The sequence below is a fragment of the Pararobbsia silviterrae genome (assembly GCF_003628125.1).
GTDB classification, from domain to species: domain Bacteria; phylum Pseudomonadota; class Gammaproteobacteria; order Burkholderiales; family Burkholderiaceae; genus Pararobbsia; species Pararobbsia silviterrae.
Window position 1 is genome coordinate 256,122 of sequence record NZ_RBZU01000009.1, and the last position, 24,849, is coordinate 280,970.

Consider the following 24,849-nt stretch of genomic DNA (forward strand, 5'->3'; position numbering starts at 1 on the left):
TTGCATGCATGTAGACGTGGTGGCCTTGCTCGAAGAAGGGCTGCGCATGGTCGGGCGGGAGTCCCTCATTTCACCGGGGCTCGAAGCGCATTCGACGATCGCGCTCGACTTCAATGATTCGGCGTCGATCATGATTGACCAGATCGACGGCGATATCTGGTTCAGCGCGACACTCGAGATCACCGACGAGCGCTGGGAATCGGCCGCGCTCGCGATTCTCGAATGCGTGAGCGAGCAATCCGAATACATCGCGAGTCGCGCCCCTTCGATTTTCAAGCGGCCGGGTCTCGTCGATTTGTATGCGCTCGTGAGCGAGAACTTTCTCGGCGACGCGGAAGCGTTTCTGTCCGCGCTCGAAGGCTTTCAAGCGCGCGTTCATCAACTTTTCGAGGTCATCGCGTGAGTGCGGGCGCGCAGGCCGGTGCGGGATGGCCCCGGTCGATCGTGCGCGCGGCGCCGATCCGCCGGCTCAACGGCTCCGTTCTCGAAGCGTCGTTGCCGGATGTCCGCATCGGCGAGCTGTGCCTGATTCGCGAGGCCGTCGGACGATCGACGATCGTCGGGCGTGCGCAGGTCATCGGATTTTCGGAATCGGTGGCCGTGCTCGCGTTGCTTGGGCCGGCGCACGGCTTGTCGCGGCACGCGGTCGTCGAACCGACCGGCGGTCCGCTGAAGATTGCGGTGTCGATGCGCTTGCTCGGGTGCGCGATCGATGCAGACGGGGGGATCCATGAAACGCTGACGTCGCCGCACGCCGACGGCGAGCGTGCGATACCTCGCGGCGCATCCGCGCAGGGCGCGTGCTTCGACGAGGTACGCGAAGTCGATGCGCCGCGCGTACGCGCCCCGTGCGCGGTCACGCAGCCGCTCGAAACAGGCGTGCGCGTGATCGATGGTGTGCTCGGGGTCGGTGTCGGGCAGCGTGTCGCCGTGCTCGCGCAGGCCGGCGCCGGCAAGACGACGCTGCTGCACATGATCGCCGCGCAGAGCCGCGCGGACGTCGTCGTCATCGGATTGATCGGTGAACGCGGCCGAGAAGTCGCCGAGACGATCGAACGACTTCGGGAGGTCGATGCCGGGCGGCGCTGCGTGGTCGTGCGCGCGACATCGGATGCGCCGGCCGTCGAGCGCGCCGCGGCCGCCGCGAGTGCGATGACGATCGCCGAGTATTTCCGCGATTGCGGTTTGCATGTGCTGTTGGTCTTCGATTCGTTGACGCGTTATGCGCGTGCGCTGCGCGAAATCGCGCTCGCCGCGGGCGAACTTCCGGCACGCCACGGCTTCCCCGCCTCGGTCTTCGAACGGTTGCCGCGTCTGCTCGAACGCGCGGGGAATACGGGCGAGGGGGCGATCACGGCGTTCTTTTCGGTGCTCGTCGATCACGAGGACGAGCTCGATCCGATCGCACACGAGGTGATTTCGATTCTCGACGGACATGTCGTGCTGTCGAGTGCGATGGCGCGCGAGGGGCTGTTCCCCGCGATCGACGTCTTGCGCAGCGTGAGTCGGGTGGCGGCGCGTGTCGGATCCTCCGACGACGTACAGCGTGCGTATTCGGTGCGCCGGGTATTCGCGCGCGCGGCGCAGCTCGCGACGCTTGTAGAGATGGGGGAGTACCGCGCGGGGATGATCGAGGACGACGATCGCGCGCTGGATGTCGCGCAACGGCTGCGACATGTGTTCGCACAAGGTGCGGGCCACGATGCATCGATCGCGGAGACGCGGAGATTGATCGATGAAGCATTGGTCTGACGTGGCGCGTCTCGCGCAGGTGATCGAGCGCGTCGAGTCTCGCGCGCAGGGATTGTGCGCGACCGTTCGCGCGGCGCGTGCACGCGAACGGGCCGGCGAGATGGAGCGCGCACGATTGCTCGACGACGCGCAACGATGTCGCGAGCGGCTCGACAGCGTCTATCGCGCGCGCGGTGTCGTCGACCGGACGCGACTGTTCGACGTGCTGCACGAGGCCGCGCGGCTGCGTCTCGTCTGGCGCGAGACGCTGGCTCGCGCCACGTCGCTCGACGCCGACATTCTGCGCGCGCAGGCCGAAGCCGAAGACCACGCGGCGCGCTTCGCGTCCGCACGCAGACGGATCGATGGGCTCGAACGCCGGCTTCGGGCAACACGTCGCAGCGTGACGAACCGTGCGCTGCGTCGAGAACACGATGAGATCGAGGACCACGCATGGAAAAGAGTGCTCAAGTAAATTCCGCCGCGACGCAGGCGATCCATTCGCACGCGGCGCGCGAACGGTCGCTATCGCTCGCGCATCGTGCGCGCGAGGCCCTGAAGACGTCTCGTTCCTCGAAAAGCGACACGATCCCGACGCCGGCCTCGGATGCGGGTGCGAGGCCGGCGGCGTCCGCGGCCGGGATCGAACGCATCGACGGCGAGGGACCGCATATGGCCGCGCCTCCGGCCGAGGACGCGCACGAAGGCGTGCATCGTATGGACAACGATGACCCGACGCGTGACGAAGACCTTGTTTCGGCACGGCATGGATGGCATGCGGCGCACGCGCGCGGGCCGCACGCGGCGAGGATCGAGACGACGCCGTCGATGTCGCGAGACCGCGAGGTCGCGCGCACGTCAGTTCGGGGTCACGCGGGCCCGCGCATGTCCGGGGCGATGCCCGGGGATGGGCTCGTGCCCCGTGACGTGTCGGCCGATTCGGCGCTTGGTCCGCATATCGCGAGCGAGCCGGTTCGCGCATCGGTCGCTGACGCGATCTCGCAGTCTGACTCCGGTCGTCTCGCGGATGTCGACGTGACCGTTCCCGGACGTGAAATCGGCATGGACCGGAACGCGTGCGATACCGACCTTGACGCGTTCCCTGCATGTCGAGACAGCGGTGCGACTTCGATGCCGGGCTCGCGAATCGAGGCGGCCCAGACACGGAACGGCGCGGAATCCTGCGCGGCGGATATCGCATCGAGCGCGCGCGATACGTGGGTTTCAATGCAGCGGCAGGAGGGGCGTGACGAGGCGGCCACGCGCCTGATCTTCCGCTTCGAGAGCTGGCCTGGCCGTCCGGCCGCGGTCGTTTCGCTCAATCGCGAGCGCGGCAGGTCGAGAGCACGCATCACGACCGACGACCCCGACGTCTACGCGGCGCTTGTCGGGGCGAACCCGTCGCAAGCCGCCGGCCATCGGATTGCGTTGGAGCCCGCCGATTTCGCTGCGGAATGTTCGATTCGTTACGGGACTTGAATCGTGAGCGCGCTCGACTCATTGGACGACAGCCCGGTATCGGGTATCCGGCGGGTGCTCATGTGCGTGCCCGCGCGCGATCCGCTCGCGCTGCGATCCGCGTATCTCGTGAAGCGGCTTCGTCTAGCTGGTATCGATGCCGTGGAAGAGCGTACCGACGCGGTACGGCGATCGATTGTCGCGACCGTCACGCTGGATACGTTGCGGATCGAGGTCGGCGTCGAAGCATCGCACTGGTGCGCGTGGTGTCTCGAAGGCGGTGAACGTCTCGCCTTCGATGCGATGCACGCGTCCTATCTTCTCGCGACGTTCGAGCGGCATATGAATGCGCGACCGACCATGCTCGGGCGCTTCGGCTTGCGCGCGTGGCGCGCGAAGGCGATCGAGTCCGTGCCGCGCACGCGTTCGCGTGTCGTGCTTCAGACGTCTGACGGCCTCGCGCTGGCGTGGATGGGACCGACGCACGAAGTCGTCGAATGGTGCGGCATACAGGGTTCGGTGTCCTCGGATGCGCGCGTCGACGGGATCGCCGTCGATGTCGCGTTGAGGATCGGACGCAGTGCGATGACCTATGCGACCTGTGCTCGGATCGCGCGCGGCGACGTGCTGCTCATTCAGTCGGTCGAGTCGTGCGTCGTCGCCGTCGGGCACGCGTGGGGCGAGTTTGAAATCAACGAGGGGACTTGGATGATGTATCCGTTTGACGAGGTTCGCGAATCCGCAGGTCCGGCTCAAACCGGGTTCGGCGAGTCGCACGGGGCGCGTGACTCGCGCGCGCCGGACGGCGCAAGCATCGGAGCAAGCGTCGGCGCGGGCATTGGCGTGAATTGCCTGGACGCGATTCGCGTGGAGTTCGAGTTCGTGCTCGATCGCAGGCGCATGACGATCGGAGACCTTCGCACGGTTGAGGCGGGCGCGACGTTTGCGTTGACGCCGGGCGTGTCGTGGCGCGATGCGCCCGACGATACACATGGATGCGACGCACGTCGATATTGCGTGCAGCTTTGCGTGAATGGGCAGGTCATCGGCGAGGGAGAACTGGTCGCACTGGGTGAGACGCTTGCCGTTCAGGTGACCCGCATGGTCAACGTGTCAGGGGAACTCGGCGCATGCCAAACGGATTCGAACTGATCGCGCTGTTGTCCGTGGCGGCGATGGCGCCGTTCATCATCGCCGTCGGCACATGCTTCATCAAGATGTCGGTCGTGCTTGTGCTCGTGCGCAATGCGATCGGGCTGCAGAACTCGCCGTCGAATATCACGCTCAACGGCGTCGCGCTGTTGCTGTCGATGTTCGTCATGTTGCCGATCGCGCAAGATGTGCATGCGTATTGGATCGAGCACCGGATCGACGTCACGGATCGCGACGATCTCGAGCGGTTCTCGACGCAAGGGCTATCGAGTTATCGGACCTATTTGTTCAATCACGCGCGTCCGGCGCTCGTGGCGTATTTCGACGGCATTCGTCGGACGCCCGAGCGCGACGTCGGGGCACGGCTGCGTGCATCGCACGGCGCGGATGGCACGGCTGCCGCGGACGATGTCGAGGCGCCGTCCGTGGCCTCATCGATTCCAACGGCGGACGATCGTCTCACCCCCGAGTCCGTTTCGCTGTTCGCGCTGTTGCCGGCCTATGCGCTGTCCGAACTCGAGGATGCGTTTCGAATCGGTTTCTATCTCTACTTGCCCTTCGTCGTGATCGATCTTGTCGTGTCGAGCATCTTGCTTGCGCTGGGCATGATGATGATGAGTCCGTTGTCGATCTCGATTCCGATCAAGCTGATCCTGTTCATCGCAATGGACGGCTGGACGCTGCTGTCGCGAGGACTGATCGATCAATATCTCGTCGGGCCGTGAGCCGGGCGCGGGAGAGCAAGGATAGACATGAACGATATCGTCCAGGCGGGACAGCAGGCGATCTGGCTTGTCATGGCGCTTTCGGCGTGGCCTGTCGCCGTCGCGACGCTGATCGGGCTCATCGTGGGCGCGTTTCAGACCATCGTGCAGCTTCAGGAGCAGACCTTGCCGTTCGGCGTCAAGCTGATCGGGATCGGGCTGTGCCTCTATATCGGATCGGGCTGGGCCGGGTCGAAACTCGTGGCGTGGTCGGTCGAGTTGATGCGTCATGCGCTGGCGCGGGCATCGATATGAGCGCGCTCGCGGGGGGAACGGATGCCGCGGCGTTCGGGTTTGCGCTCTGGGATGCGATCGCACCGATCCTGAGGACGCTGGTCTTCGCGTATGCGCGAATCGCGCCGATGTGTCTGATGTTGCCCTTGCTCAGCCCGCGCATGCTCGCGGGCGCGATGATGCGGCAGACTTTGATCGTGCTGATCGCGCTCTCGCTTTGGCCGTCGATCGACGCATCGGCGCGCGCCGCGTATGCGGCCGCGACGTCGTGGTTCTGGATCGCCTGTTCCGAAGCGGCGATCGGTCTCGCGCTCGGCACGATGCTCTCGATGCCGTTCTGGATCTGCATGGGCGTCGGCGAATGGATCGACAATCAACGCGGTGCGACGATCAGCGACGTGATGGACCCTGCGCACGGCGTGGAGGTGTCGACGATGTCGGCGTGGATGTCCGTGTTCGCGAGCGCGGCGTTTGTCTGTAACGACGGGATGCGCGTGGTGATCGAAGCGCTGCGGCTCAGCTATGTCGAGCTCGATTCGAGTGGCCTCGCGCGCATCGACTGGGCCGCCTATGGCCGTCTGCTCGACGTCGTTTCGCGTGAAGCCATGCGCTTGAGCGCTCCGGTCGTCGTCGCGTTGTTCGCGAGCGAAGTGTTGCTTGGCGTGCTGTCGGGTTTTGCAACGCAGATGGGCGTTTTCTCGCTCGCGTTTTCGATCAAGAGCTTCGTCGCTTTCACCGTGTTCTATCTGTATTTCGGCACTGCATGGATGCCGCTGTTGAACGACTGGGGCCGTTTCGCGCATATTCCGATGATCGCGCCATGAGCGAGAAAACCGAGAAACCCACCGAACAGAAGAAGCGCGAGGCCGCGCGCAAGGGACAGGTCTTTCATCCGAGCGACCTCTGCACATGGCTTACGCTGTGCGTCGGGATCGCCTGGCTCACGTATCGCAGCGATCTGTCTTCATTGCTTGTCCCGCTGCGCGATGTCATCGTGTCGGGGTTCTCCATGCCGCTCGACGTCTTCGTCCGGGCCATGTTCGACCGCGCGGCGCGCGTCGTTGTGCCGCTATGCGCCGTCGTGATCGTGCTGCCGTCATTGTTGACGCTGGCGGCAAGCCGTTTCGAACTCGCGACCGAGGCGCTTGTTCCGGACTTCAATCGACTGAATCCGATCGAGGGTGTCAAGCGCGTGTTCTCGAGACGCACGGCGGTCGGCACGGTGTGCGCGCTGGCCTATTGCTTCGCGGCCGCGGCGGCAGTCTGGATCGCGTCGTACGTGTGCGGGCGAGACGGATTCGCATCGATCTGGCTCGCGCCGTCGAACGGCTCGGTCGCATGGCGGTATCTGCTTGCGCGGCCGGCATGGCTGATGCTGGCGTGCATGCTGCCGGTGTGCCTCGTGCAAGCGTGGGGCGAGCGCAGTGCGCACACCCACGATTTGCTGATGGAAAAGCACGAGGTACAGCGTGAAAGGCGCGACCACGAAGGTCGGCCCGAGGTCAAGACACGACGACGCGACCTTTTTCTCGAGATGCTCGATGCGCAATCGAAGCACGACATCGGAAGCTCGAACTTCGTGCTCGCGAACCCGACGCATCTTGCGGTCGGGATCTACGTCGACGACACGATCGTCGAGTGGCCGTTCGTCTCGATACGCGAGAAGAACCGACGCGCGCTCGCGGTGATCGCCTACGCGGAGTCGATCGGCATCCCCGTCATTCGCGACAAGCGCTTGACTCGCGCGGTTTTCGGCTCGACGCGCCGGTATGGATTCGTCGACCGCCGCTTTGTCGAGCGCATTCTGCACGTCGTCGCGTGGCTCAAGGATGTCGAGTGCGCGCGAAGCGGCGCATCGTTTGTGCAAGATGAGGAATTGGGCACCGCCTAGAGTGGCGGTGCGCTGACGGCGGCGTGTCGGATGCAGTCGCACACGAATCGGATTTCATGAGGAGTGTCATCGATGACGATGGACTTTAAAAAGCACGGATCGGATCAACACGTTCGATATCGAGACTCAGCTGAATGTGACCGGAATGCGGTCGCCGTGACGCCTGTCGAGGATCGCGCGTGCCCCATGAGCGCCCATGCGAGCCGCATCGCGGATGTCGTGCCATACGATGCGCCGGATGCGGACGCCACCGAAGCGGTCGTTCGCCGTCTCGCGCAGGCGCAAATCTTCGATCTCGACGGCGCACCCCATCCAATCGACGCGCTTCCGGAACGCGTCGTCAACGATATTCATGCCTACGCGCACACGTTCTATCAACAGGGTCGACTGGCCGAGGCGGAAGCGTTCTTTCGATTTCTGTGTCTCTACGATTTTCACAACGCCGACTATGCGATGGGCTTGGCGGCGGTGTTTCAATTTCAAGGACGTCATCGCCAGGCCGTCGACTTGTACGGCGTTGCGCTGCGACTGGGTATTCTCGGTGTCGGCGCCGTTTTTCACGCGGGTCAGTGTTTCCTCAAACTCGGCGAGATCGATGACGCTCGCGAATGCTTTGCCTATGCGGCGCACGAGAGTCGCGACGCGTCGCTCGCGATGCGTGCATCGAACTATCTCGCCTCGATCGGCGGCCTCCCCGACGCCGATTGCTTCGATCGCCATGAAGCCGGATGTGTCGATGACGTCGAGCGGATCGATCACATGGAGTCTATCGATGAGTGAGTGGACAGCGCTCTCCACGCCGCTGCGTTTGCCTGCGATCGTGTCGCGACCCGCCTTTGGCGCTCTCGCGCGCGAGGCCGAAGCGCAACGCGCGCCAGAGCCGGCTGTGTCGGCGCCGGTCGATTCGCATCCGAACGGCATCTTCGACATCGATCCGCGACCCGCATACGGCACGATCGAAAGTCCCGCCGTTCAGTTGAATGTCCTGACTTCGCGCCTGCAGGTGCTGATCGACGAATTCGTGCAGACGCATTTGGCGCAAGTCCGCGTGTTCTTGAGCGCGGTGGCCGAAGCGCGACGCGAGGCCGCGACGGCGGAAGCCAAACAGGTCGCCGACCAGTTGCAGCGTGCGCAACTGGCCGCGACGGTCGTCGGATGGATCGGTCGCATCCTCGCGTGGGTCTTGATGGCGGTCAGCGTGGTTTCGGCGGTGTTCACGGGCGGGGCTTCGCTGCTGCTCGCGGTGACGCTCGCCACGGCGACGGTCGTCGACCAGATCGTCCAGTCGACGACCGGTACGTCTCCGATAGCGACCGCGCTCGATGCGGTACTCAAGCCGCTCGTCGGTGCGATCGCCGAGGTCTTGAGCGCGATGCTCGAATCGGCCGGCGTGAATCCGGAGACGGCCCGACTCGTGGCCAACATTATCGGGACGATCGTCGCATGCGTGATCATCGTCGTCGTGGCGGTCGTCGGCGCGCGTGCCGCGACGAAATTGCTGGAGCCGATATGCCGCAATCTTGGAAGAGGACTGGCGCGGGCGCTCGCGGACTGCACGCGTCATGTGCCGCGCATGGGCGTCCGTGTGCAACAGGCGGTGACCGTTGGGACGGCCGCCGAGGTGACCTTCGTCGGTGCGGGCAATGTCGCGGCGACGGTCCTTTCCAACGATGTCCTGCTGGCGCAAGCCGCGTTCGATCAACTCGAAGCGTCGGGTCGCATTCTGTCCGAAACGATCGCGCAGATTTTCGAGGAATCGGCGAACGCGCTCGCGATGCAGCGCGAGACGATGGGCATTGCGATCGACGCGCTCACGCAAGAGCGTGTCACGGGGCTGCACATTGCGAAGGGATTCTATCGAGCCGTCTAGATCGAAGCCGGCTAGACGACGAGCGGGCGTCCGTGCATGGGTACGGCGGCACGCGCGCGCACTGTTTTTTGACGTAAGGAGTGTCGAATGACGAGTATCCACATGGCGGCCGCGCCGAGCGCGGGATTTGACCTGGCATCGACTCGGTATGCGCACGGTGCGAGTCTCGGGCGGGCGAGCACGGCGAGCTTGGCGAGGATGCAGGAGACGGATGCGATGTCGCGTGACGGCGCGTCCGTACCCTTGTCGCCCGATGTCTCGGACGACGATATCGAGCCCCTCCGGCATGCGATTGCATTGACCTTCGCGGAAGCCGGCATCAACGCGAGAGACGTCGAATCGATCGGCGCTGTCGCGGGGCCGGTCGAGACGGAAGGCGGGACGCTTACGCCTGAGCCGGCGATCTCGAGTGCGTTGCCGGAGTCGGCGCTGCAGGCGCGCGATGATCGACTGACTGCGTTTATCGTGCTCATGGCGTCCGCGTTCGAATTGTGCGTCAAATTGCGCGCGGCAGCGAATGCGCAGCTTGCGCAGACCGCAAACATCGCTCAGCAAGCCTACGCCGCTCGCGCGATTCAACAACGCAACGAGGCCGCGAGCGCGTTGGGCGGCGCGATCGGTCAAGGTCTGATCTTGTTCGCGGGTGCTGCATGCGCGATGGGCGCGGTGCTGAAGGCAACGCGTTTCGAACTCAAGCTGGCGACGCGTGAGGGCGATCTCCAATCGAGGCTTGGATCGCGTCGCGCAGACGCTTGCCGCGAGGCGTGTCCGGACTCGCCGGCCGAGATCGTCCCGTTGACGCACACGCCGGCCGCGCAGGCCGAAGGCGCCGCGGCGCGCCGCATGTCGATGCAGCGCAACCACGGCGATGTCCGGCAGGCTCGCGCATCGGATCGACGCGGCGAGGGTGAGTTGGCCACCGAGTCGGCGACCGGGTCGACGTCCGAGTCGACACCCGGAACGCATACCGTGCCGCGCAACGAGCGCGCCTCCGATGAACGCGTGTCGACCGCGCGCGCCGTCGACGCGGATTCCGATGCGTCACGGGCACCCGAGGCATCAGGGAGTGCGACGCGTACGTCCGACTTGCAAGAGCGCCTCGAGGCCCAAGCCAAGCAGCGTTACGCGAACGAGCGCCTCAAGCTTGCCGGCAATACGGCATTGAATTCGATGACGACTGCCGGACATATGATGAGCGCGATTACCAACTCCGTCTCCGTGGAGTCCCGAATCAACACAGATCTGTTGCACGCCGCGGCCTCGAATGCCGAATCGACGAAAGCGGCGCTGACCCATGAGGCCAGCGTGACGCAGGACGGGGCCGCGCGAATGATGGGTGCGCTGCATGGCCTGTTGTCGTCGACCGAGGACGCGACCGCGCATGCGGCGTCGTTCAAGTTCTGAGGGCGCGCGATGCTGAATGTGGATGGTGTGTCGTTCTCAGGCTATCGATCGGCGAACGCCTTAGGGCGCTCGGCGCCGACGTCCGCTCCGATTTCGCGTGACGCCGCCGCGCCCGATCGATCGCTCGCCGAATCCGCGGACGAGCAGATGGCGAAGGGCATCGCGGCGCTCTCGGATCTTTCGACTTGGCGCTTCGGTCGGCTCGACGGACTCGCGATGCCTAGGCCGCCGATCGAACCCGGGGGGGAAGCCGACGTCGGCCGTCTGCGTCCCGATATGAAGCGCGGTTCGGTGACGCATCTCGCGACAAAGCCCGTGTCTTACTTCGTCCCTCAGCTCATCGATACGATTCGTGACGCGATGACGGCGAGCGAGGCCGAGTGCGTGACACCGATCAAGGAGGCGCTTGCGAAATACGTCAAGTACCTCTCGGACGTTGCCGAGTTCACGGCGCTGATTCGATCGAACATCTCGAAGGGCTCGGATGCGCAACACATCACGGTCGCGGTCGGCAAGCTCTCTGCCGAGCTTCAGCGGCTCAAGGCCAAATGGAGTCAGGAGATCGCTTTTGGTCCCGCTTCGTACGAGCTTGTGCATCGGCTGTCGAAGCAGTGGCGTTTGCCGTTCAGCGAAATGCCCGATGGCACGGCGATCATTCGCGTTCATACCGCGCCGCTCGACGCCATGATCAAGGCGACGTCGGATCCCAATCAGGATAGCAACGGTCGTGTGGATTGGCTCATGGGGCAGCACCAGGCGTGGAGTACCTCGGTCAGCGAGCAACGGCAACAGGTCGAAAACGAATGCAATCTGCTCTCGGAGCTCGCGCGCAACGGTATGGCGCTATCCAATAATCTCATCAAGGTCCTTGTCAGCATGATTCAGACGCTTTATGAGTGCAATCGACAGTTCGCGGCCGGGCTCTGAAGCGCGGCGCGCATCGACATCGCTCGATGCGCGCCGATTTTCATGGCGCGCGGAACATCGCGCGCAGGATGCGCCGGTGCGTCGATGCGCCGATACGTCATCGGCGCAGTTTCATATCGTTAAAATTTCGCTTGCGATGCCGCTGACGGGCGCGATGCCGGATGCGCATTGTCGAGCGTCTCGACGGCATTCGGATCGACGACGATCGACGGAAGTCGTCGGCAATAGGTGACGAACACATCATTCGAGACGACCGCGAACAGCCACGAATCGATCTGAATAAATTCGATTTCGATCGCATGCTCTCCGATCAACGGAAGTTGATCCGCGAGGGCCGTGGGCAATGTGTCGCCGTAGTAGATGCGTGTCGCGGTGCGTTCGCGCATGCGCGGCGACAACCATCGTGTCTCCCATTCGATCATGCGATGCACGCGATAGCTCTTGTCGGCGACATCGACGGCACCCTCGACATACAGGCTTCGAGGACGAAAAAGCAGGGTGCCGTCGAAACGCACGTGCGAGCCGACGCGATCGAATCTCGGGTTGTCGATCGCTGTCAGGCGCGACATGCAGGCCGACTTCGGAAGATCCTGATTGACGTGCCATAGGGCACTCATGCCGACGGCCTGAACCGACAGCACGCCGCACACCATTAAAGCGATTCGGTAACGGTTGAGCATCGTGTCGAGGGAAGGTCGGGACGGCCGCTGCACGCCAGCACGGCGTAGCGATTCCGATGTTGGTTCACAAACACGTACGCATGCTGCTCGGGCGGAATGGTCACGCGGGCTTGAATGTCGCGCCAGACCTGCAAGGCCGTCTCGGGCGGCATGGATGCGTATCGAATCCGGTCGTCGCCGCTGGTCACGTAGTGTGTCTGTCCCTCATGGGTGAACCCAAGCGATGCCGCGGACATCGCGCGCTGCGATTCGACGGTGACGAGGACCGCCGCGAGGGTGACGGTGATCAATGCCGATACGTACATGACGACCGTCCGTGGCGCGGGCTCGCGCGGTCGCGACGGGATGGCATTCGAGGCGCGGACCACATCTTTCCAGCTCGGATAGGGACCCGTTCGGCGCGCACGACTCAGGCGATACGCAGAGGCACCGATACCGTTGCGGAGCGGAGGCGCGCAATCGGCGTCTTCCGCCATGCCGACTTCGATCGGTTGAATCACGTCGACCGGTTCCTGCCACGCACGCTCAAGATGGGCATCGAGCGCGTCGGATCGCGGGCCGCCCGCGACATAGGCGTCGATCGACCCCGACTGGGCCGACAGCGCCAGGCCCTTGCGTGGAACCGTGACGACGGTTCCCGCGAGATCGATCGAGGCAAAGCTTTTACGTAGCAGCGAGACGAGTTGGTAATAGCTGTTTTCGGTGACGACGGTGCCGTGCCGCGTCCAGACTTCGTCGATCAGATCCGATTTCGAACAGACGCCCGCGAGCAAGGCCTCGAGCAAGAGTCCCTCGTTTCTCGTCAGTGCGCATTCGCGGCGGGTTTGCACATTACGCAGGCGAAGACGTTGGAATTCGAATTGAAAAGCAGGCGCGCAGGGATTGGGCGGTGTCTCGTCATGACCGGACGGGTCCATGTACTGCATCGGCGATTGTTCTGTTCGGCTGGGGGACGAGGGCGGATGCCGATACGTCCCGATGTCGTTCTTGAACCTCGCATGTCATGCATGATGGAATCGCGACGACATTGTGAGGACGGTTGTCGCGTTGGACCCGACCCATACCTCCGACGTTCGTCGGCAGCCTCTGCTTTGCGAAAGCTCTGACTTGCGAACGGTATGACGCTGTATTCGTACCCAGGCAAAGCGCATCAAGAATCCCGCTTTCTGCAAGGCGAGACTGCATTGGATTCGGAATGGTCGGATAGGAGTGGTTGTGATATCGATTCGACTGTAGGTCGGGTTGGATTTTGGCGCGTATCGATGCCTCGTACAATGCAGATGACCCGGTGGCAATCACGGAACCCGACGCTTGATACGGAGACACGAATGGACTGTCTGATACGGCATGCGACGCTCGCGGACGGTCGCGAAGAGATCGATATCGGCATTGAGAACGGCCGCATTTGCGCCGTCGAACCGCGTCTGGCGGCGTCTGCCCGCCGAGAGGTGGATGTCGCGGGGGCGCTGGTCACGGCGCCGTTCGTCGATGCGCACTTCCATATGGATGCGACGCTCTCGTACGGCCTGCCGCGCGTCAATCGATCGGGCACGCTGCTCGAAGGGATCGCGCTCTGGGGCGAACTCAAACCGACGCTGACGCAGGATGCGCTCGTCGCGCGCGCGTTGCAGTACTGCGATTGGGCCGTCGCACGCGGTCTGTTGGCCGTGCGGTCTCATGTCGATGTCTGCGACCCGCGCCTGCTTGCGGTCGACGCGCTGCTCGAGGTCAAGCGTCGCGTCGCGCCTTACCTCGATTTGCAGCTCGTCGCGTTTCCGCAAGATGGCGTATTGCGCAGTCCGGGGGCGTTCGACAACCTCAAGCGCGCGATCGAGCGCGGCGTCGACGTGGTCGGCGGGATTCCCCATTTCGAACGCACGACGGCCGACGGCGCGGAGTCCGTGCGTCTGCTCTGCGAGTACGCGGCCGAGCGCGGCTTGCGTGTCGACATGCATTGCGACGAATCGGACGATCCGCTCTCGCGCCATATCGAAACGCTCGCCGCACAGACTTACCGGCTCGGCATGCAGGGCCGCGTCACCGGCTCGCACCTCACCTCGATGCATTCGATGGACAACTACTACGTGAGCAAGCTGCTGCCGCTGATGCGCGAGGCGGGCGTCGCGGCGATCGCGAATCCGTTGATCAACATCACGCTGCAGGGCCGCTCCGACACGTATCCGAAACGGCGCGGCATGACGCGCGTGCCAGAGATGCTCGCGGCCGGCATCGACGTCGCGTTCGGCCAGGATTGCGCAATGGATCCGTGGTACAGCTTCGGCTCGGGCGACATGCTCGAAGTCGCGCACATGGGCTTGCATGTCGCGCAAATGACGGGCGTCGAAGCGAGCAAGGCGTGCTTTCGCGCCGTGACGGATACACCCGCGAAGATCCTCGGGCTCGAAGGGTACGGCATCGCGCCCGGATGTCATGCGGATCTCGTCGTGCTCGACGCGCGCGATCCGATCGAGGCCATTCGACTTCGCGCGGCGCGCACGCTCGTCATGCGCCGCGGACGCGTGATCAGCGAGGCGCCCGCGAATCGTTCGACACTGTCGCTTGAAGGCCGACCGTCGACAGTCGATTTCCGGCTGCCGAAGCGCCACTGACCGCGAACGGGTCATCGGACACGGTCGGCGCCGCATCGGGAACACGGCGCCGGCCTAACACAACACTCCGGCACAACACACCGGCACAACACGACGCGCGCTCAACTGGCACGCACGCTAGCATGCACACGATAGGCACGAGCGACCCCGCAGCGTGCGGAGGATCGCCCGTGCCGTGCCTCGTTCAGTGCACGTCCTCGGTCATGCCGTTGTGGCGAAGCAGGGCGTCGATGCTCGGCTCGCGGCCGCGGAACGCCTTGAACGATTCCATCGCCGGACGGCTGCCGCCGACTTCGAGAATCTCGGCGCGATAGCGCGCACCCGTATCCGCATCGAGCACGCTCGCCTGCGTCGCGCGCGCGGCTTCCTCGAACGCCGCATAGGCGTCCGCCGACAGGACTTCGGCCCACTTGTAGCTGTAATAGCCCGCCGCGTAACCGCCCGCGAAGATATGGCTGAACGTGTTCGGCCAGCGCGAGATCGGAGACTGCGGAATCACGTGATACTGCTCGTTGACCTCGCGCGCGAAGTCCGTGATGGTCTTCCCGGGCGCGCTCGCGCCGCCTGCCCTAGCCGATGCGCCGGTCGTATCGGCTTGCGCGGCGACCGTCTCCGGATCCTGTGTATGGACGCGGATGTCGAACATCGCGAACACGATCTGACGCAGCGTCTGGAGTCCGCTCTGATAGTTCTTCGCGGCCACCATCTTGTCGTAGAGCGCGCGCGGAAGCGGCGCCTGCGTGTCCACGTGCGCGGTCATCGATTCGAGCACGTCCCATTCCCAGCAGAAGTTCTCCATGAACTGCGACGGCAGTTCGACCGCATCCCACTCGACGCCGTTGATGCCCGACACCGCAAGCTCGTCGACGGCCGTCAGCATATGGTGGATCCCGTGTCCGAACTCGTGGAACAGCGTGATCACTTCGTCATGCGTGAACAGCGCCGGCTTGCCGCCGATCGGCGCCGAGAAGTTGCAGTTCAGATAGGCCACGGGCGTTTGAAGGCGGCCGCCGGGCAGCTTGCGCCGCGAGCGCGCGTCGTCCATCCACGCGCCGCCGCGCTTGCCTTCGCGCGCATAGAGATCGAGGTAGAACTGCGCGACGAGCTTGCCGTCAGGGTTCTCGATGCGGAAAAAGCGCACGTCCGGGTGCCAGGTTTCGGCCTGATCAGGCCGGATCGTCACGCCGAACAGCGACTGCGCGACGTTGAACAGGCCCTGGAGCACGGCTTGTTCGGGGAAGTATTGCTTGACCTCCTGTTCGGAGAACGCATATCGCTTCTGGCGCAGCTTTTCGGACGCATAGGCGACGTCCCACGGCTCGAGTTCGGCGATGCCGATCTCGGTGGCGGCGAACGCGCGAAGTTCGAGCCAGTCCTTGTCCGCATGCGCACGTGCGCGATGCGCGAGGTCCTCGAGGAAGTCCACGACTTGCGCGGGCGACTCGGCCATCTTCGGCGCGAGCGACACTTCCGCGAAGTTCCGGTAGCCGAGCATCTGCGCCTCTTCGCGGCGCAGCGCGAGCTGCTCGCGCACGATGTCCGTGTTATCCCACTCGGGATTGCCGTCACCGTATTGCGCGCCGAGTTCCGAGGCGCGCGTCACGTAGGCACGGTACATCGCCTCGCGCAGCGGCCGGTGTTCGGCGTACTGCTGAACCGGAAAATACGACGGGAAGTGCAGCGTGAACTTCCAGCCGGCCTGACGCTTCGGATCGGCGTCGCGCGCGGCCGCTTCATGCGCCGCGGCGCGCACGTCGTCGGGCAATCCGACGAGTTCGGCTTCGTTGGTGACCCAGTAGGCGTAGGCGTTCGTCGCATCGAGCACGTGGTCGGAGAACGCCTTGCCCAGTTCGGCCTGACGTTCCTGGATCTGCGCGAAGCGCGGCTTGCGGTCTTCGGGCAGTTCCGCGCCCGACAAGCGGAAATCGCGCAGTGCGTCGTCGATGACCTTGCGCCGTGCCGCGGACAGCGTCGCGAAGGCCGGGCTCGCCGCGATGCCCTTGTACTTCTCGTAGAGCGCGAGATTCTGGCCGACGCTCGACCAGAACTCGGTCACGCGCGGCAGGTTCTCGCCATAGACTTCGCGCAGCTCGGGCGTGTCGGCGACCCCGTTCAGATGGCCGACGACGCCCCAGGCGCGCGCGAACGGTTCTGTCGTGCGTTCGAGCGCGACGACCACGTCGTCCCACGTCGCGGGCGTGTCGGGCGCGGAGACCGCATCGACCGCGACTTGCGCGTCGGCAAGCAGCGTGTCGATGGCGGGCGTCACGTGTTCGGGGCGGACTTGAGCAAAGCGCGGCAGGTCGGAAAAGTCGAGAAGCGGATTGGCTGCGTTCATGGTCGGTCCAGTGCGGAATGATGGGGCCTGTCGTCAATCAGGCCTATCGTCGGCGCAAACATCGTTGCGCGGCCAATCGATTTTTTTGAACGGATCGATTGTGCGCGCGCAACACGGTTCACGCAGCGGTCGAGGCGGCGCGCTCGGCCGATTCGATCGTGTTGACGAGCAGCATCGTGATCGTCATCGGCCCGACACCGCCGGGAACCGGCGTAATGAGGCCCGCGACGTCCTTGACGCGCTCGAAGTCGACGTCGCCGCAAAGCTTGCCTTCGTCGTTGCGGTTCATGCCGACGTCGATCACGGTTGCGCCCGGCTTGATCATGTCGGCCTTCACGAGATCGCGTTGGCCCGTCGCCGCGATCACGATGTCGGCGGTGCGCGTGATCGCGCCCATGTCGCGCGTCTTGCTGTTGCAGATCGTGACCGTGGCGCCCGCGTTGACGAGCAGCATCGCCATCGGCTTGCCGACGATGTTCGAACGTCCGATCACGACCGCGTGCGCGCCCGACGTCGGGACGCCGTACGCCTCGAACATCTTCATGACGCCGTACGGCGTGCAGGGCCGGAACAGCGGCTGCCCGGTCATCAGGGCGCCCGCATTCGAAATATGGAACCCGTCGACGTCCTTCTCGGGTGCGATCGACTCGATGATCTTGTGCGCGTCGATATGGGGCGGCAGCGGCAGTTGGACGAGGATGCCGTGGATCCTCGGGTCACGATTGAGCGCATCGATCCGTTCGAGCAGCGCGGCCTCGGACAGATCGGCGGGCAGACGGTCGCAGACCGAATAAAAGCCGTTGTCCTCGCACGCCTTGATCTTGTTGCGGACATAGACCTGGCTCGCGGGGTTCTCGCCGACGAGCACGACCGCGAGGCCGGGCTGGTGGCCGCGCTCGGTGAGCGCCGCCGCGCGCTGCGCGACTTCGGTTCGGATATGTTTGGAAAGGGCGATGCCGTCGATGAGCTTGGCTGTCATGGGCGCGAGGAAAGTCTGGAAAGAGGGCGGAAGTCGGATCGCGGATCCGTCTCGATGAGACGCTCGGTGCGTCGTCGGCGGTCCGCGCACGGCGCGGGGACCGCTCCCCGCGAGGCGAGACGCGCCGCTCGGAGTCTCGGACGAGTGCGCAATTCCCGTGCCGCCGCAACGGCACGGAGTCCGACATTATAGCGATGCGGACCCGCGAGACGCACGCGCGGGCGCTCGAGGCGGGCCCGGCCGAAAGCGCTTACTTTTTCGACAGCGCGAGTCGCAGCAGGTCGGCGACCGTGTTGACGTTGAGCTTTTCCATGATGTTCGCGCGGTGCGCCTCGACCGTCTTGATGCTGATGCCGAGATCGTCGGCGATCTGCTTGTTCAGACGGCCGGCGATGATGCGTTCGAGCACCTGGTGCTCGCGCGCGGTCAGCTTGCCGAGGCGTTCGGCCGCCGCCTTCTGGATCTGCTGCTCGCCGCTCTCGGCCCGGGCCTTGTCGAGCATCCGCTCGACGAGCTTGCGCAGCTCGGCTTCGTCGAACGGCTTCTCGATAAAGTCCATCGCGCCTTTCTTCATCGTCGAGACGGCCATCGGCACGTCGCCGTGACCCGTCACGAAGATGATCGGCAGCGAGACGTTGTCCGCGATGAGGCGCTCCTGCAATTCGAGGCCGCTCATCCCCTGCATGCGCACGTCGAGGATCAGGCAGCCGACGCCGGCCGCGGCGGACGGATAGGCGTCGAGAAACTGCTCGGCGCTCGCATACGTCTGCACGCGGTAGCCATTGGCTTCGAGGAGCCAGCGTAACGAATCACGGACGGCTTCGTCATCGTCAACGACGAAGACGGTTTCGGCGGTGGTGGTCACTGGACTGCTCATAGTTCTCCCGTTGCGGTGGTGAGGGTCGGGGCCTGCGCGCCGTCGCCCGATATGGCTTCGGAGTCGACCGTGAGCGGCAGGCAGAAATGAAACGTACAACCAAGAATGCTTCCGTCGGCGGCGATGTTGTTTTCGACCCAGAGCCGACCCCGGTGCGACTCGATGATCGATCGGCAAATATTGAGTCCCATGCCCATCCCGTCCGATTTCGTGCTGTAGAACGGCTCGAACAGCCGCTCCGCAGTCGCCTCGTCGACACCCGGGCCCTGGTCGACGACACTGATCACGACCGTGTCGACATCGATCCGGACCAGCACGCGAATCACCGCATCGATCGCGTCGGGCTTGTTTTCATGCATCGCCTCGGCGGCGTTCTTGAGCAAATTCACCAGGACTTGCTCGATCAGCACCGGATCCACATAAATGATCGGCAGGCGCGCGCGCATGTCGGTCACGATCCGGATACGCCGTTTGCGTGTCTCCAACTCGGCCAGTCCCACGGCGTCCGCGACGATATCGTTGATCTTCGCGCGCTGACGCTTGGGCTCGCTTCTTTTCACGAATTCCCGGATCCGCTTGATGATCATTCCCGCGCGGATCGCTTGCTGCGACGTTTTTTCGAGCGCCGGCAGCAGAATATCAGGCGTCGTCTTGCCGGCGCGTACGAGCGCCGTCGTTCCCGAACAATAATTGTTGATCGCCGCCAGCGGCTGGTTCAGCTCATGCGCGAGCGACGACGCCATCTCGCCCATCGTCATCAGGCGGCTCGTGAACTGAAGCTTCTCGTCCTGCTGGCGCGCGAGTTCCTGCGCTTGCTTGCGCTGCGTAATATCGGTCGCAATCTGCATTTGCGCAAGATGGCCGTCGACCCACTGGATGTACTGACGGCGCACTTCGAACCATTTCTGGATCTGCGGCACGTAGACTTCGCGCGCATCGGCCGTGCTTTCGGTCAGCGCGGCCGCCGGCAGGCCCGCGTACGTGTCGATCATGTCGATCGAGTCGTTCGAGACCTGCGCGCGGTCGAAGCTCGCGCCCGCGAGTTCGAGGTGGCCGTCCGAGCGGATCCCGAACAGATGCCGGTAATAGCGGTTCGCGAACAGCAGCTCGGTTTCGTCGGCCGCGAGGACCGAGACGGCCGCGTCGAGGCTTTCGAGCACGGTCGTGAACCGTTCGTGCGCCGCCGCGAGCTCCTCGCGCGCGCGCTTGGGCTCGGTGATGTCGGTCATCGACGACATCCAGCCGGTCTGCCGGCCGCCGCTGTCGATCAGCGGCGACACATAGAGGCGCGCGTGGAACAGCGAGCCGTCCTTGCGCCGCACGCGAAGTTCGAACCCCGACGAAGGCGCCTTGCCGCGCAGCGTCATGTCGAGCTGGCGCTGCATTTCCGGATACGCGTCGCGCGGCCAGTACGGAAACGGCGCGGTCTTGCCGACGAGATCCGATTCGTCCCAGCCGGTCATCCGGCAAAAAGCGGGGTTCACGTGCGTGATACGGCCCTGCATATCGAGCACGCGCATGCCGATCAGCACGGAATTCTCCATCGCGCGCCGGAAGAACGCCTCGGCATAGAGCGCCTGCTGGGCCTCGAAGCGCTGCCGCGTATGTTTCCAGAGGCTCCAGAGCGACCAGAGCACGAAGCAGGAGAGTCCCGCGACAAGCCAGACGAGCGTGTTGTTCGTGAAATTCGTCGCCTGCGGGTACGCGTAGACGCGCACGGATACGCCGTGGCCCGGCGGTTCGAGCGGCAGGTCGTAGAACGAATCGCGCGGCAGGCGCGGGCGTGTCGACGACGTCGCGAGTTCGCGGCCGCTCGGGTCGGTGATCGAGATCTTGTACTTCGCCGACAGCTCGGTCGGCAGTTCGTGCGCGAGGATGCCCTCGACCGAGAACACGGCGGCGATCGTGCCGAGGAACTCGCGATCGCGGTAGATCGGCGTCTGCAGCGTCACGTAGCCGCCGCCGAGATCGTCGTAGATCAGCGGCGAATAGACTTGCCGGCGCGCGTTGCGCGCATCGGCGAAGGCGGCGCGCTGCGCGTCGAATAACTGGACTTCGCTCAGCGTATTGAGCTGAGAACCGAGCGCGGCCGCCGCCGGGCTGCTATAACGAATTTGACGATCGGGATCGAGCCAGGTGAGCGCGATGATCTCCGGGTGCGCCTGCAGCACTTCATTGGCCATCTGGTCGAAGTACGGCGCATCGCGGCGTCCGGCGCCGATGTCGCGCGCGAGCGCCGCCGCGTGTTCCTGCGCGCTCGTCAGCGACAAGCGGATCTGCTGCTGCGCCCACGCGACGTTCCGGTAGAGCGTGTCTTCCTGCTGTTGCTGCTCGCGGCGATTCAGGCTCCAGAGAATCAGGCTCATCACGATCAGGAAAACCACGATCGAAACGACCGGCGTCAGCAGGTAAGAATTGAGCCACCACGGACCGTAATGCCAACGGGATTGCAGCCCGCCGGGTCTTGAACCGGGGGTGCGACGGGGCGGTGCGACGGACCGGCGGGTCCGCGCGAGAATCCGTTTGATAAACATGAGGGCCATTGTAGCTTACGGCCCGCCCAAGCCCGCAATTAAAGGGATTCCGGCATTTTGCCCATTGTCGTGTTTGCGGATTTTCGTATTGCGCCGCAATAGTTTTTCGCATTGTGATATGCAATATCGCAATTTGAAAATAGTGCTTGCTCTCCCAATTGTCCGCTCTTTAGAATCGCTTCCGTTCGCTGTAGTCGCGCAGGCTTGGGGGCGTGCGCGATAGATCCGAAACAACGGAGTTGCCGGTGTGCCACACGATGGTCGCCGGGCTCATACCAGGAGACGATGATGTCCGCCGTACCCGAGGAAGTGCTCAAATACGTCGCCGGAAGCACCAAGGACGACGATCCCCAGGAAACCGCCGAATGGCTCGAGGCGCTGGATGGCGTGTTGTCGAATGTCGGCCCGGACCGCGCGCACTACCTGATCGAAAAGCAGATCGAATTCGCGCGCGTGCATGGCGAGCATCTGCCGTTCTCCGCGAACACCCCCTACATCAACACGATCCCCGTCAGCCAGCAGGCCAAGCTGCCCGGCGACCAGGACATCGAACACACGATCCGCTCGTACACGCGCTGGAACGCCATTGCGATGGTGCTGCGCGCGGGCAAGGACACGAATGTCGGCGGCCATATCGCATCGTTCGCGTCGGCCGCGACGCTCTATGACGTCGGCTTCAACCACTTCTGGCATGCGCCGTCGGACAACCACGGCGGCGACCTCGTGTTCGCGCAAGGCCACTCGTCGCCGGGGATCTACTCGCGCGCGTTCCTGCTCGGGCGTTTGAGCGAGGCGCAACTCAACAACTTCCGTCAGGAAGTCGGCGGCAACGGCATCTCGTCGTATCCGCACCCCTGGCTGATGCCGGATTTCTGGCAATTCCCGACCGTGTCGATGGGCCTGGGCCCGATCATGGCGATTTACCAGGCGCGCTTCATGAAGTATGTGCAGGCGCGCGGCATCGCGAACACCGAGGGCCGCAAGGTCTGGGCATTCCTCGGCGACGGCGAGACGGACGAACCCGAATCGCTCGGCGCGATCGGCATGGCCGGCCGCGAGCGGCTCGACAACCTCGTGTTCGTGATCAACTGTAATCTGCAGCGCCTCGACGGTCCGGTGCGCGGCAACGGCAAGATCATCCAGGAACTCGAGTCGGAATTCCGCGGCGCGGGCTGGAACGTCATCAAGGTCGTCTGGGGCAGCCGCTGGGATGCGCTGTTTGCGCGCGACAAGTCGGGCGCGCTGATGCGCCGCATGATGGAAGTCGTCGACGGCGAGTACCAGACGTACAAGTCCGAGTCGGGCGCGTTCGTGCGCGAGCATTTCTTCAATACGCCCGAACTCAAGGCGCTCGTCGCCGACTGGTCCGACGAAGACATCTGGAATCTGAATCGCGGCGGGCACGATCCGCACAAGATCTACGCCGCATATCACCAGGCGCAGAACGCGAAGGGCGCGCCGACGCTGATTCTCGCGAAGACGATCAAGGGCTACGGCATGGGTGAGCATGGCCAGGCCATGAACATCACGCACCAGCAGAAGAAGCTACCGATCGAGACGCTCAAGAAGTTCCGCGATCAATTCCGTCTGCCGATTTCCGACGAGCAGATCGGCGACGTGCCGTATCTGACGTTCGAAGAAGGCTCGAAGGAGCTCGAGTACATGCGCGCGCGCCGCATGGAGCTCGGCGGCTATCTGCCCGCGCGCCGTACGAAGGCCGCGCAGTCCTTGCCGGCGCCGGCGTTGTCGGCATTCGAGCCGCTGACGAAGGGCACGGGCGAGGGTCGCGAAATTTCGACGACGATGGCGTTCGTGCGGGTCCTGAACATCCTGCTCAAGGACAAGGCGCTCGGCAAACGCATCGTGCCGATCGTGCCCGACGAGTCGCGTACGTTCGGTATGGAAGGTCTGTTCCGTCAGATCGGGATCTGGAATCAGGACGGCCAGAAGTATGTGCCCGAGGATTCCGACCAGCTGATGTTCTACAAGGAATCGACGACCGGGCAGATTCTGCAGGAAGGCATCAACGAAGCCGGCGGCATGTGCGACTGGATCGCGGCCGCGACGTCGTATTCGACGCACGGCGAAATCATGGTGCCGTTCTACATCTACTACTCGATGTTCGGCTTCCAGCGTATCGGCGATCTCGCGTGGGCGGCCGGCGACATGCGTGCGCGCGGCTTCCTGCTCGGCGGGACGGCGGGTCGTACGACGCTCAACGGCGAAGGTCTTCAGCACGAAGACGGTCACTCGCACATGTTCTCGGCGTTCGTGCCGAACTGCGTGAGCTACGACCCGACGTTCGGCTATGAGCTTGCCGTCGTGATCCAGGACGGTCTGCGCCGCATGGTCCAGGAGCAGGAAGACGTCTATTACTACCTGACGGTGATGAACGAGAACTACGAGCATCCGGCCATGCCGGAAGGCGCGGAGGGCGACATCGTCAAGGGCATGTACGCGTTCCGCAAGGGCGCGGCGTCGAAGGGACCGCGTGTCCAGTTGCTCGGCTCGGGCACGATCTTCAACGAAGTCATCGCGGCCGCCAAGCTGCTCAAGGACGACTGGGGTGTCGAGTCGGATCTCTGGGGCTGCCCGAGCTTCACGGAACTCGCGCGCGACGGTCAGGAAGTCGACCGTCAAAACCTGCTGAACCCGCTCGCCGAGCCGAAGGTGTCGCACGTCGAGACGCTGCTCAAGGACACGCAAGGGCCGATCATCGCGTCGACCGACTATGTCCGCGCGTTCGCCGATCAGATCCGTACCTACGTGCCGCGCCGCTACGTGACGCTCGGCACCGACGGTTTCGGCCGCTCGGATACGCGTGAAGCGCTGCGTCACTTCTTCGAAGTCGATCGCTACTGGGTCACGGTCGCCGCGCTGAAGGCGCTCGCCGACGAAGGTACGATCGAGCGCTCGAAGGTTGCCGACGCGCTCAAGAAGTACAACCTCGATCCGGCTAAGCCGAATCCGATGTCCGTCTAAGCCCCTTCCGAAGAATGCTGCGTGCAGGGACATGAGCGCCGCGAGACCCCGAACGGGGCTCGCGGCGCGTCAGTGCGCGCGACGCTGGAGACACCAACAATGAGTCAAACGATCGAAGTCAAGGTCCCGGACATCGGCGACTACAAGGACATCCCCGTCATCGAGGTGCTCGTCGCACCCGGCGATACCGTCGAAGCCGAGCAGTCGCTTGTCACGCTCGAGTCGGACAAGGCCACGATGGATGTGCCGAGCCCCGCCGCGGGCACGGTCAAGGACATCAAGATCAAGGTCGGCGATACCGTCTCGGAAGGGTCGTTCATCCTGCTGCTCGAAGCAGGCGGCGCGGCTGCGCCGGCCGCGAAGGCGCCGGCTGCCGCGGCACCCGCGGCGGCACCGGCCGCTGCGCCCGCACCGGCGGC

22 protein-coding genes are annotated in these 24,849 nt (G+C 64.3%); 16 read left to right on the plus strand and 6 right to left on the minus strand.

The annotated features are described in order from the left end of the window. The first annotated feature begins 4 nt into the window (after positions 1–4). The 13 genes from D7S86_RS29990 (at position 5) to D7S86_RS19790 (ending at position 11,431) form a co-directional block, all read left to right on the plus strand. On the plus strand, positions 5–403 hold the full coding sequence (locus D7S86_RS29990; RefSeq protein WP_121088557.1) for an InvB/SpaK family type III secretion system chaperone: 399 nt from the start codon (positions 5–7) through the stop codon (positions 401–403). Continuing rightward, entirely contained in the window at positions 400–1,752 is a 1,353-nt protein-coding gene (locus D7S86_RS19735) for a FliI/YscN family ATPase (RefSeq protein ID WP_205962854.1), read from the plus strand. Before D7S86_RS29990 ends, D7S86_RS19735 begins: the two co-directional genes overlap by 4 nt. Further along, positions 1,736–2,206, plus strand: coding sequence for a hypothetical protein (locus tag D7S86_RS19740; RefSeq protein ID WP_147432396.1), 471 nt, complete (start codon positions 1,736–1,738; stop codon positions 2,204–2,206). Before D7S86_RS19735 ends, D7S86_RS19740 begins: the two co-directional genes overlap by 17 nt. Next, positions 2,185–3,210, plus strand: a complete 1,026-nt coding sequence (locus D7S86_RS19745; protein ID WP_121088559.1) for a hypothetical protein — start codon at positions 2,185–2,187, stop codon at positions 3,208–3,210. The genes D7S86_RS19740 and D7S86_RS19745 overlap by 22 nt, the downstream gene beginning before the upstream one ends. A gap of 3 nt (positions 3,211–3,213) precedes the next feature. After that, a complete protein-coding gene (locus D7S86_RS19750) occupies positions 3,214–4,341 on the plus strand; it encodes a hypothetical protein (protein ID WP_121088560.1) in 1,128 nt (375 codons plus the stop codon). After that, complete coding sequence (locus D7S86_RS19755) at positions 4,320–5,066, plus strand: EscR/YscR/HrcR family type III secretion system export apparatus protein (RefSeq protein WP_121088561.1); 747 nt, start codon at positions 4,320–4,322, stop codon at positions 5,064–5,066. The genes D7S86_RS19750 and D7S86_RS19755 overlap by 22 nt, the downstream gene beginning before the upstream one ends. Before the next feature lie 27 nt (positions 5,067–5,093). Then, positions 5,094–5,360, plus strand: coding sequence for an EscS/YscS/HrcS family type III secretion system export apparatus protein (locus D7S86_RS19760; RefSeq protein WP_121088562.1), 267 nt, complete (start codon positions 5,094–5,096; stop codon positions 5,358–5,360). After that, positions 5,357–6,163 (plus strand): type III secretion system export apparatus subunit SctT, encoded by an 807-nt coding sequence (gene sctT, locus D7S86_RS19765; protein ID WP_121088563.1) that lies wholly within the window; start codon positions 5,357–5,359, stop codon positions 6,161–6,163. The genes D7S86_RS19760 and sctT overlap by 4 nt, the downstream gene beginning before the upstream one ends. Next, on the plus strand, positions 6,160–7,230 hold the full coding sequence (locus D7S86_RS19770; protein WP_158602034.1) for an EscU/YscU/HrcU family type III secretion system export apparatus switch protein: 1,071 nt from the start codon (positions 6,160–6,162) through the stop codon (positions 7,228–7,230). The genes sctT and D7S86_RS19770 overlap by 4 nt, the downstream gene beginning before the upstream one ends. 186 nt (positions 7,231–7,416) lie before the next feature. Continuing rightward, positions 7,417–8,010, plus strand: a complete 594-nt coding sequence (locus D7S86_RS30700; RefSeq protein WP_158602035.1) for a tetratricopeptide repeat protein — start codon at positions 7,417–7,419, stop codon at positions 8,008–8,010. After that, positions 8,003–9,100 carry a type III secretion system translocon subunit SseC family protein gene (sctE, locus tag D7S86_RS19780; protein ID WP_158602036.1) on the plus strand — a complete coding sequence of 366 codons (1,098 nt, stop codon included), beginning with the start codon at positions 8,003–8,005 and terminating at the stop codon, positions 9,098–9,100. The genes D7S86_RS30700 and sctE overlap by 8 nt, the downstream gene beginning before the upstream one ends. An 87-nt stretch (positions 9,101–9,187) precedes the next feature. Then, positions 9,188–10,504 carry a hypothetical protein gene (locus D7S86_RS19785; protein WP_147432398.1) on the plus strand — a complete coding sequence of 439 codons (1,317 nt, stop codon included), beginning with the start codon at positions 9,188–9,190 and terminating at the stop codon, positions 10,502–10,504. A gap of 9 nt (positions 10,505–10,513) precedes the next feature. After that, on the plus strand, positions 10,514–11,431 hold the full coding sequence (locus D7S86_RS19790) for an IpaD/SipD/SspD family type III secretion system needle tip protein (protein ID WP_121088566.1): 918 nt from the start codon (positions 10,514–10,516) through the stop codon (positions 11,429–11,431). Between the two features lie 119 nt (positions 11,432–11,550). Here the strand turns inward: D7S86_RS19790 and D7S86_RS19795 are convergent, their stop codons facing one another. Together D7S86_RS19795 and D7S86_RS19800 are read right to left on the minus strand one after the other, a co-directional pair. Then, entirely contained in the window at positions 11,551–12,048 is a 498-nt protein-coding gene (locus tag D7S86_RS19795; RefSeq protein ID WP_147432399.1) for a hypothetical protein, read from the minus strand. 35 nt (positions 12,049–12,083) lie between these two features. Continuing rightward, the gene (locus D7S86_RS19800) at positions 12,084–12,896 is read right to left on the minus strand and encodes a winged helix-turn-helix domain-containing protein (RefSeq protein ID WP_147432400.1); all 813 of its coding nucleotides are present in this window, start codon (positions 12,894–12,896) and stop codon (positions 12,084–12,086) included. Positions 12,897–13,439: 543 nt separating this feature from the next. Between D7S86_RS19800 and D7S86_RS19805 the strand changes: the two genes are divergently transcribed. After that, positions 13,440–14,720, plus strand: a complete 1,281-nt coding sequence (locus D7S86_RS19805; RefSeq protein WP_121088569.1) for an amidohydrolase family protein — start codon at positions 13,440–13,442, stop codon at positions 14,718–14,720. Positions 14,721–14,904: 184 nt separating this feature from the next. Here D7S86_RS19805 and D7S86_RS19810 read toward each other — a convergent pair whose 3' ends face one another. The 4 genes from D7S86_RS19810 to fixL form a co-directional block, all read right to left on the minus strand. Then, on the minus strand, positions 14,905–17,058 hold the full coding sequence (locus D7S86_RS19810) for a M3 family metallopeptidase (RefSeq protein WP_121088570.1): 2,154 nt from the start codon (positions 17,056–17,058) through the stop codon (positions 14,905–14,907). Between the two features lie 118 nt (positions 17,059–17,176). Continuing rightward, on the minus strand, positions 17,177–18,037 hold the full coding sequence (gene folD / locus D7S86_RS19815; protein WP_121088571.1) for a bifunctional methylenetetrahydrofolate dehydrogenase/methenyltetrahydrofolate cyclohydrolase FolD: 861 nt from the start codon (positions 18,035–18,037) through the stop codon (positions 17,177–17,179). 250 nt (positions 18,038–18,287) lie between these two features. Beyond that, positions 18,288–18,914: an oxygen response regulator transcription factor FixJ gene (gene fixJ / locus D7S86_RS19820; RefSeq protein WP_121088572.1), complete on the minus strand. Its 627-nt coding sequence runs from the start codon at positions 18,912–18,914 to the stop codon at positions 18,288–18,290. After that, positions 18,911–21,448: an oxygen sensor histidine kinase FixL gene (fixL, locus tag D7S86_RS19825; RefSeq protein ID WP_121088608.1), complete on the minus strand. Its 2,538-nt coding sequence runs from the start codon at positions 21,446–21,448 to the stop codon at positions 18,911–18,913. The genes fixJ and fixL overlap by 4 nt, the downstream gene beginning before the upstream one ends. Positions 21,449–21,736: 288 nt before the next feature. Here fixL and aceE point away from each other — a divergent pair, with 288 nt between their 5' ends. Both aceE and D7S86_RS19835 read left to right on the plus strand, forming a co-directional pair. Continuing rightward, positions 21,737–24,430 carry a pyruvate dehydrogenase (acetyl-transferring), homodimeric type gene (aceE, locus tag D7S86_RS19830; RefSeq protein ID WP_121088609.1) on the plus strand — a complete coding sequence of 898 codons (2,694 nt, stop codon included), beginning with the start codon at positions 21,737–21,739 and terminating at the stop codon, positions 24,428–24,430. A gap of 99 nt (positions 24,431–24,529) precedes the next feature. Beyond that, the coding region (locus D7S86_RS19835) for a biotin/lipoyl-containing protein (RefSeq protein ID WP_338069190.1) at positions 24,530–24,849 on the plus strand (320 nt) is incomplete at its 3' end.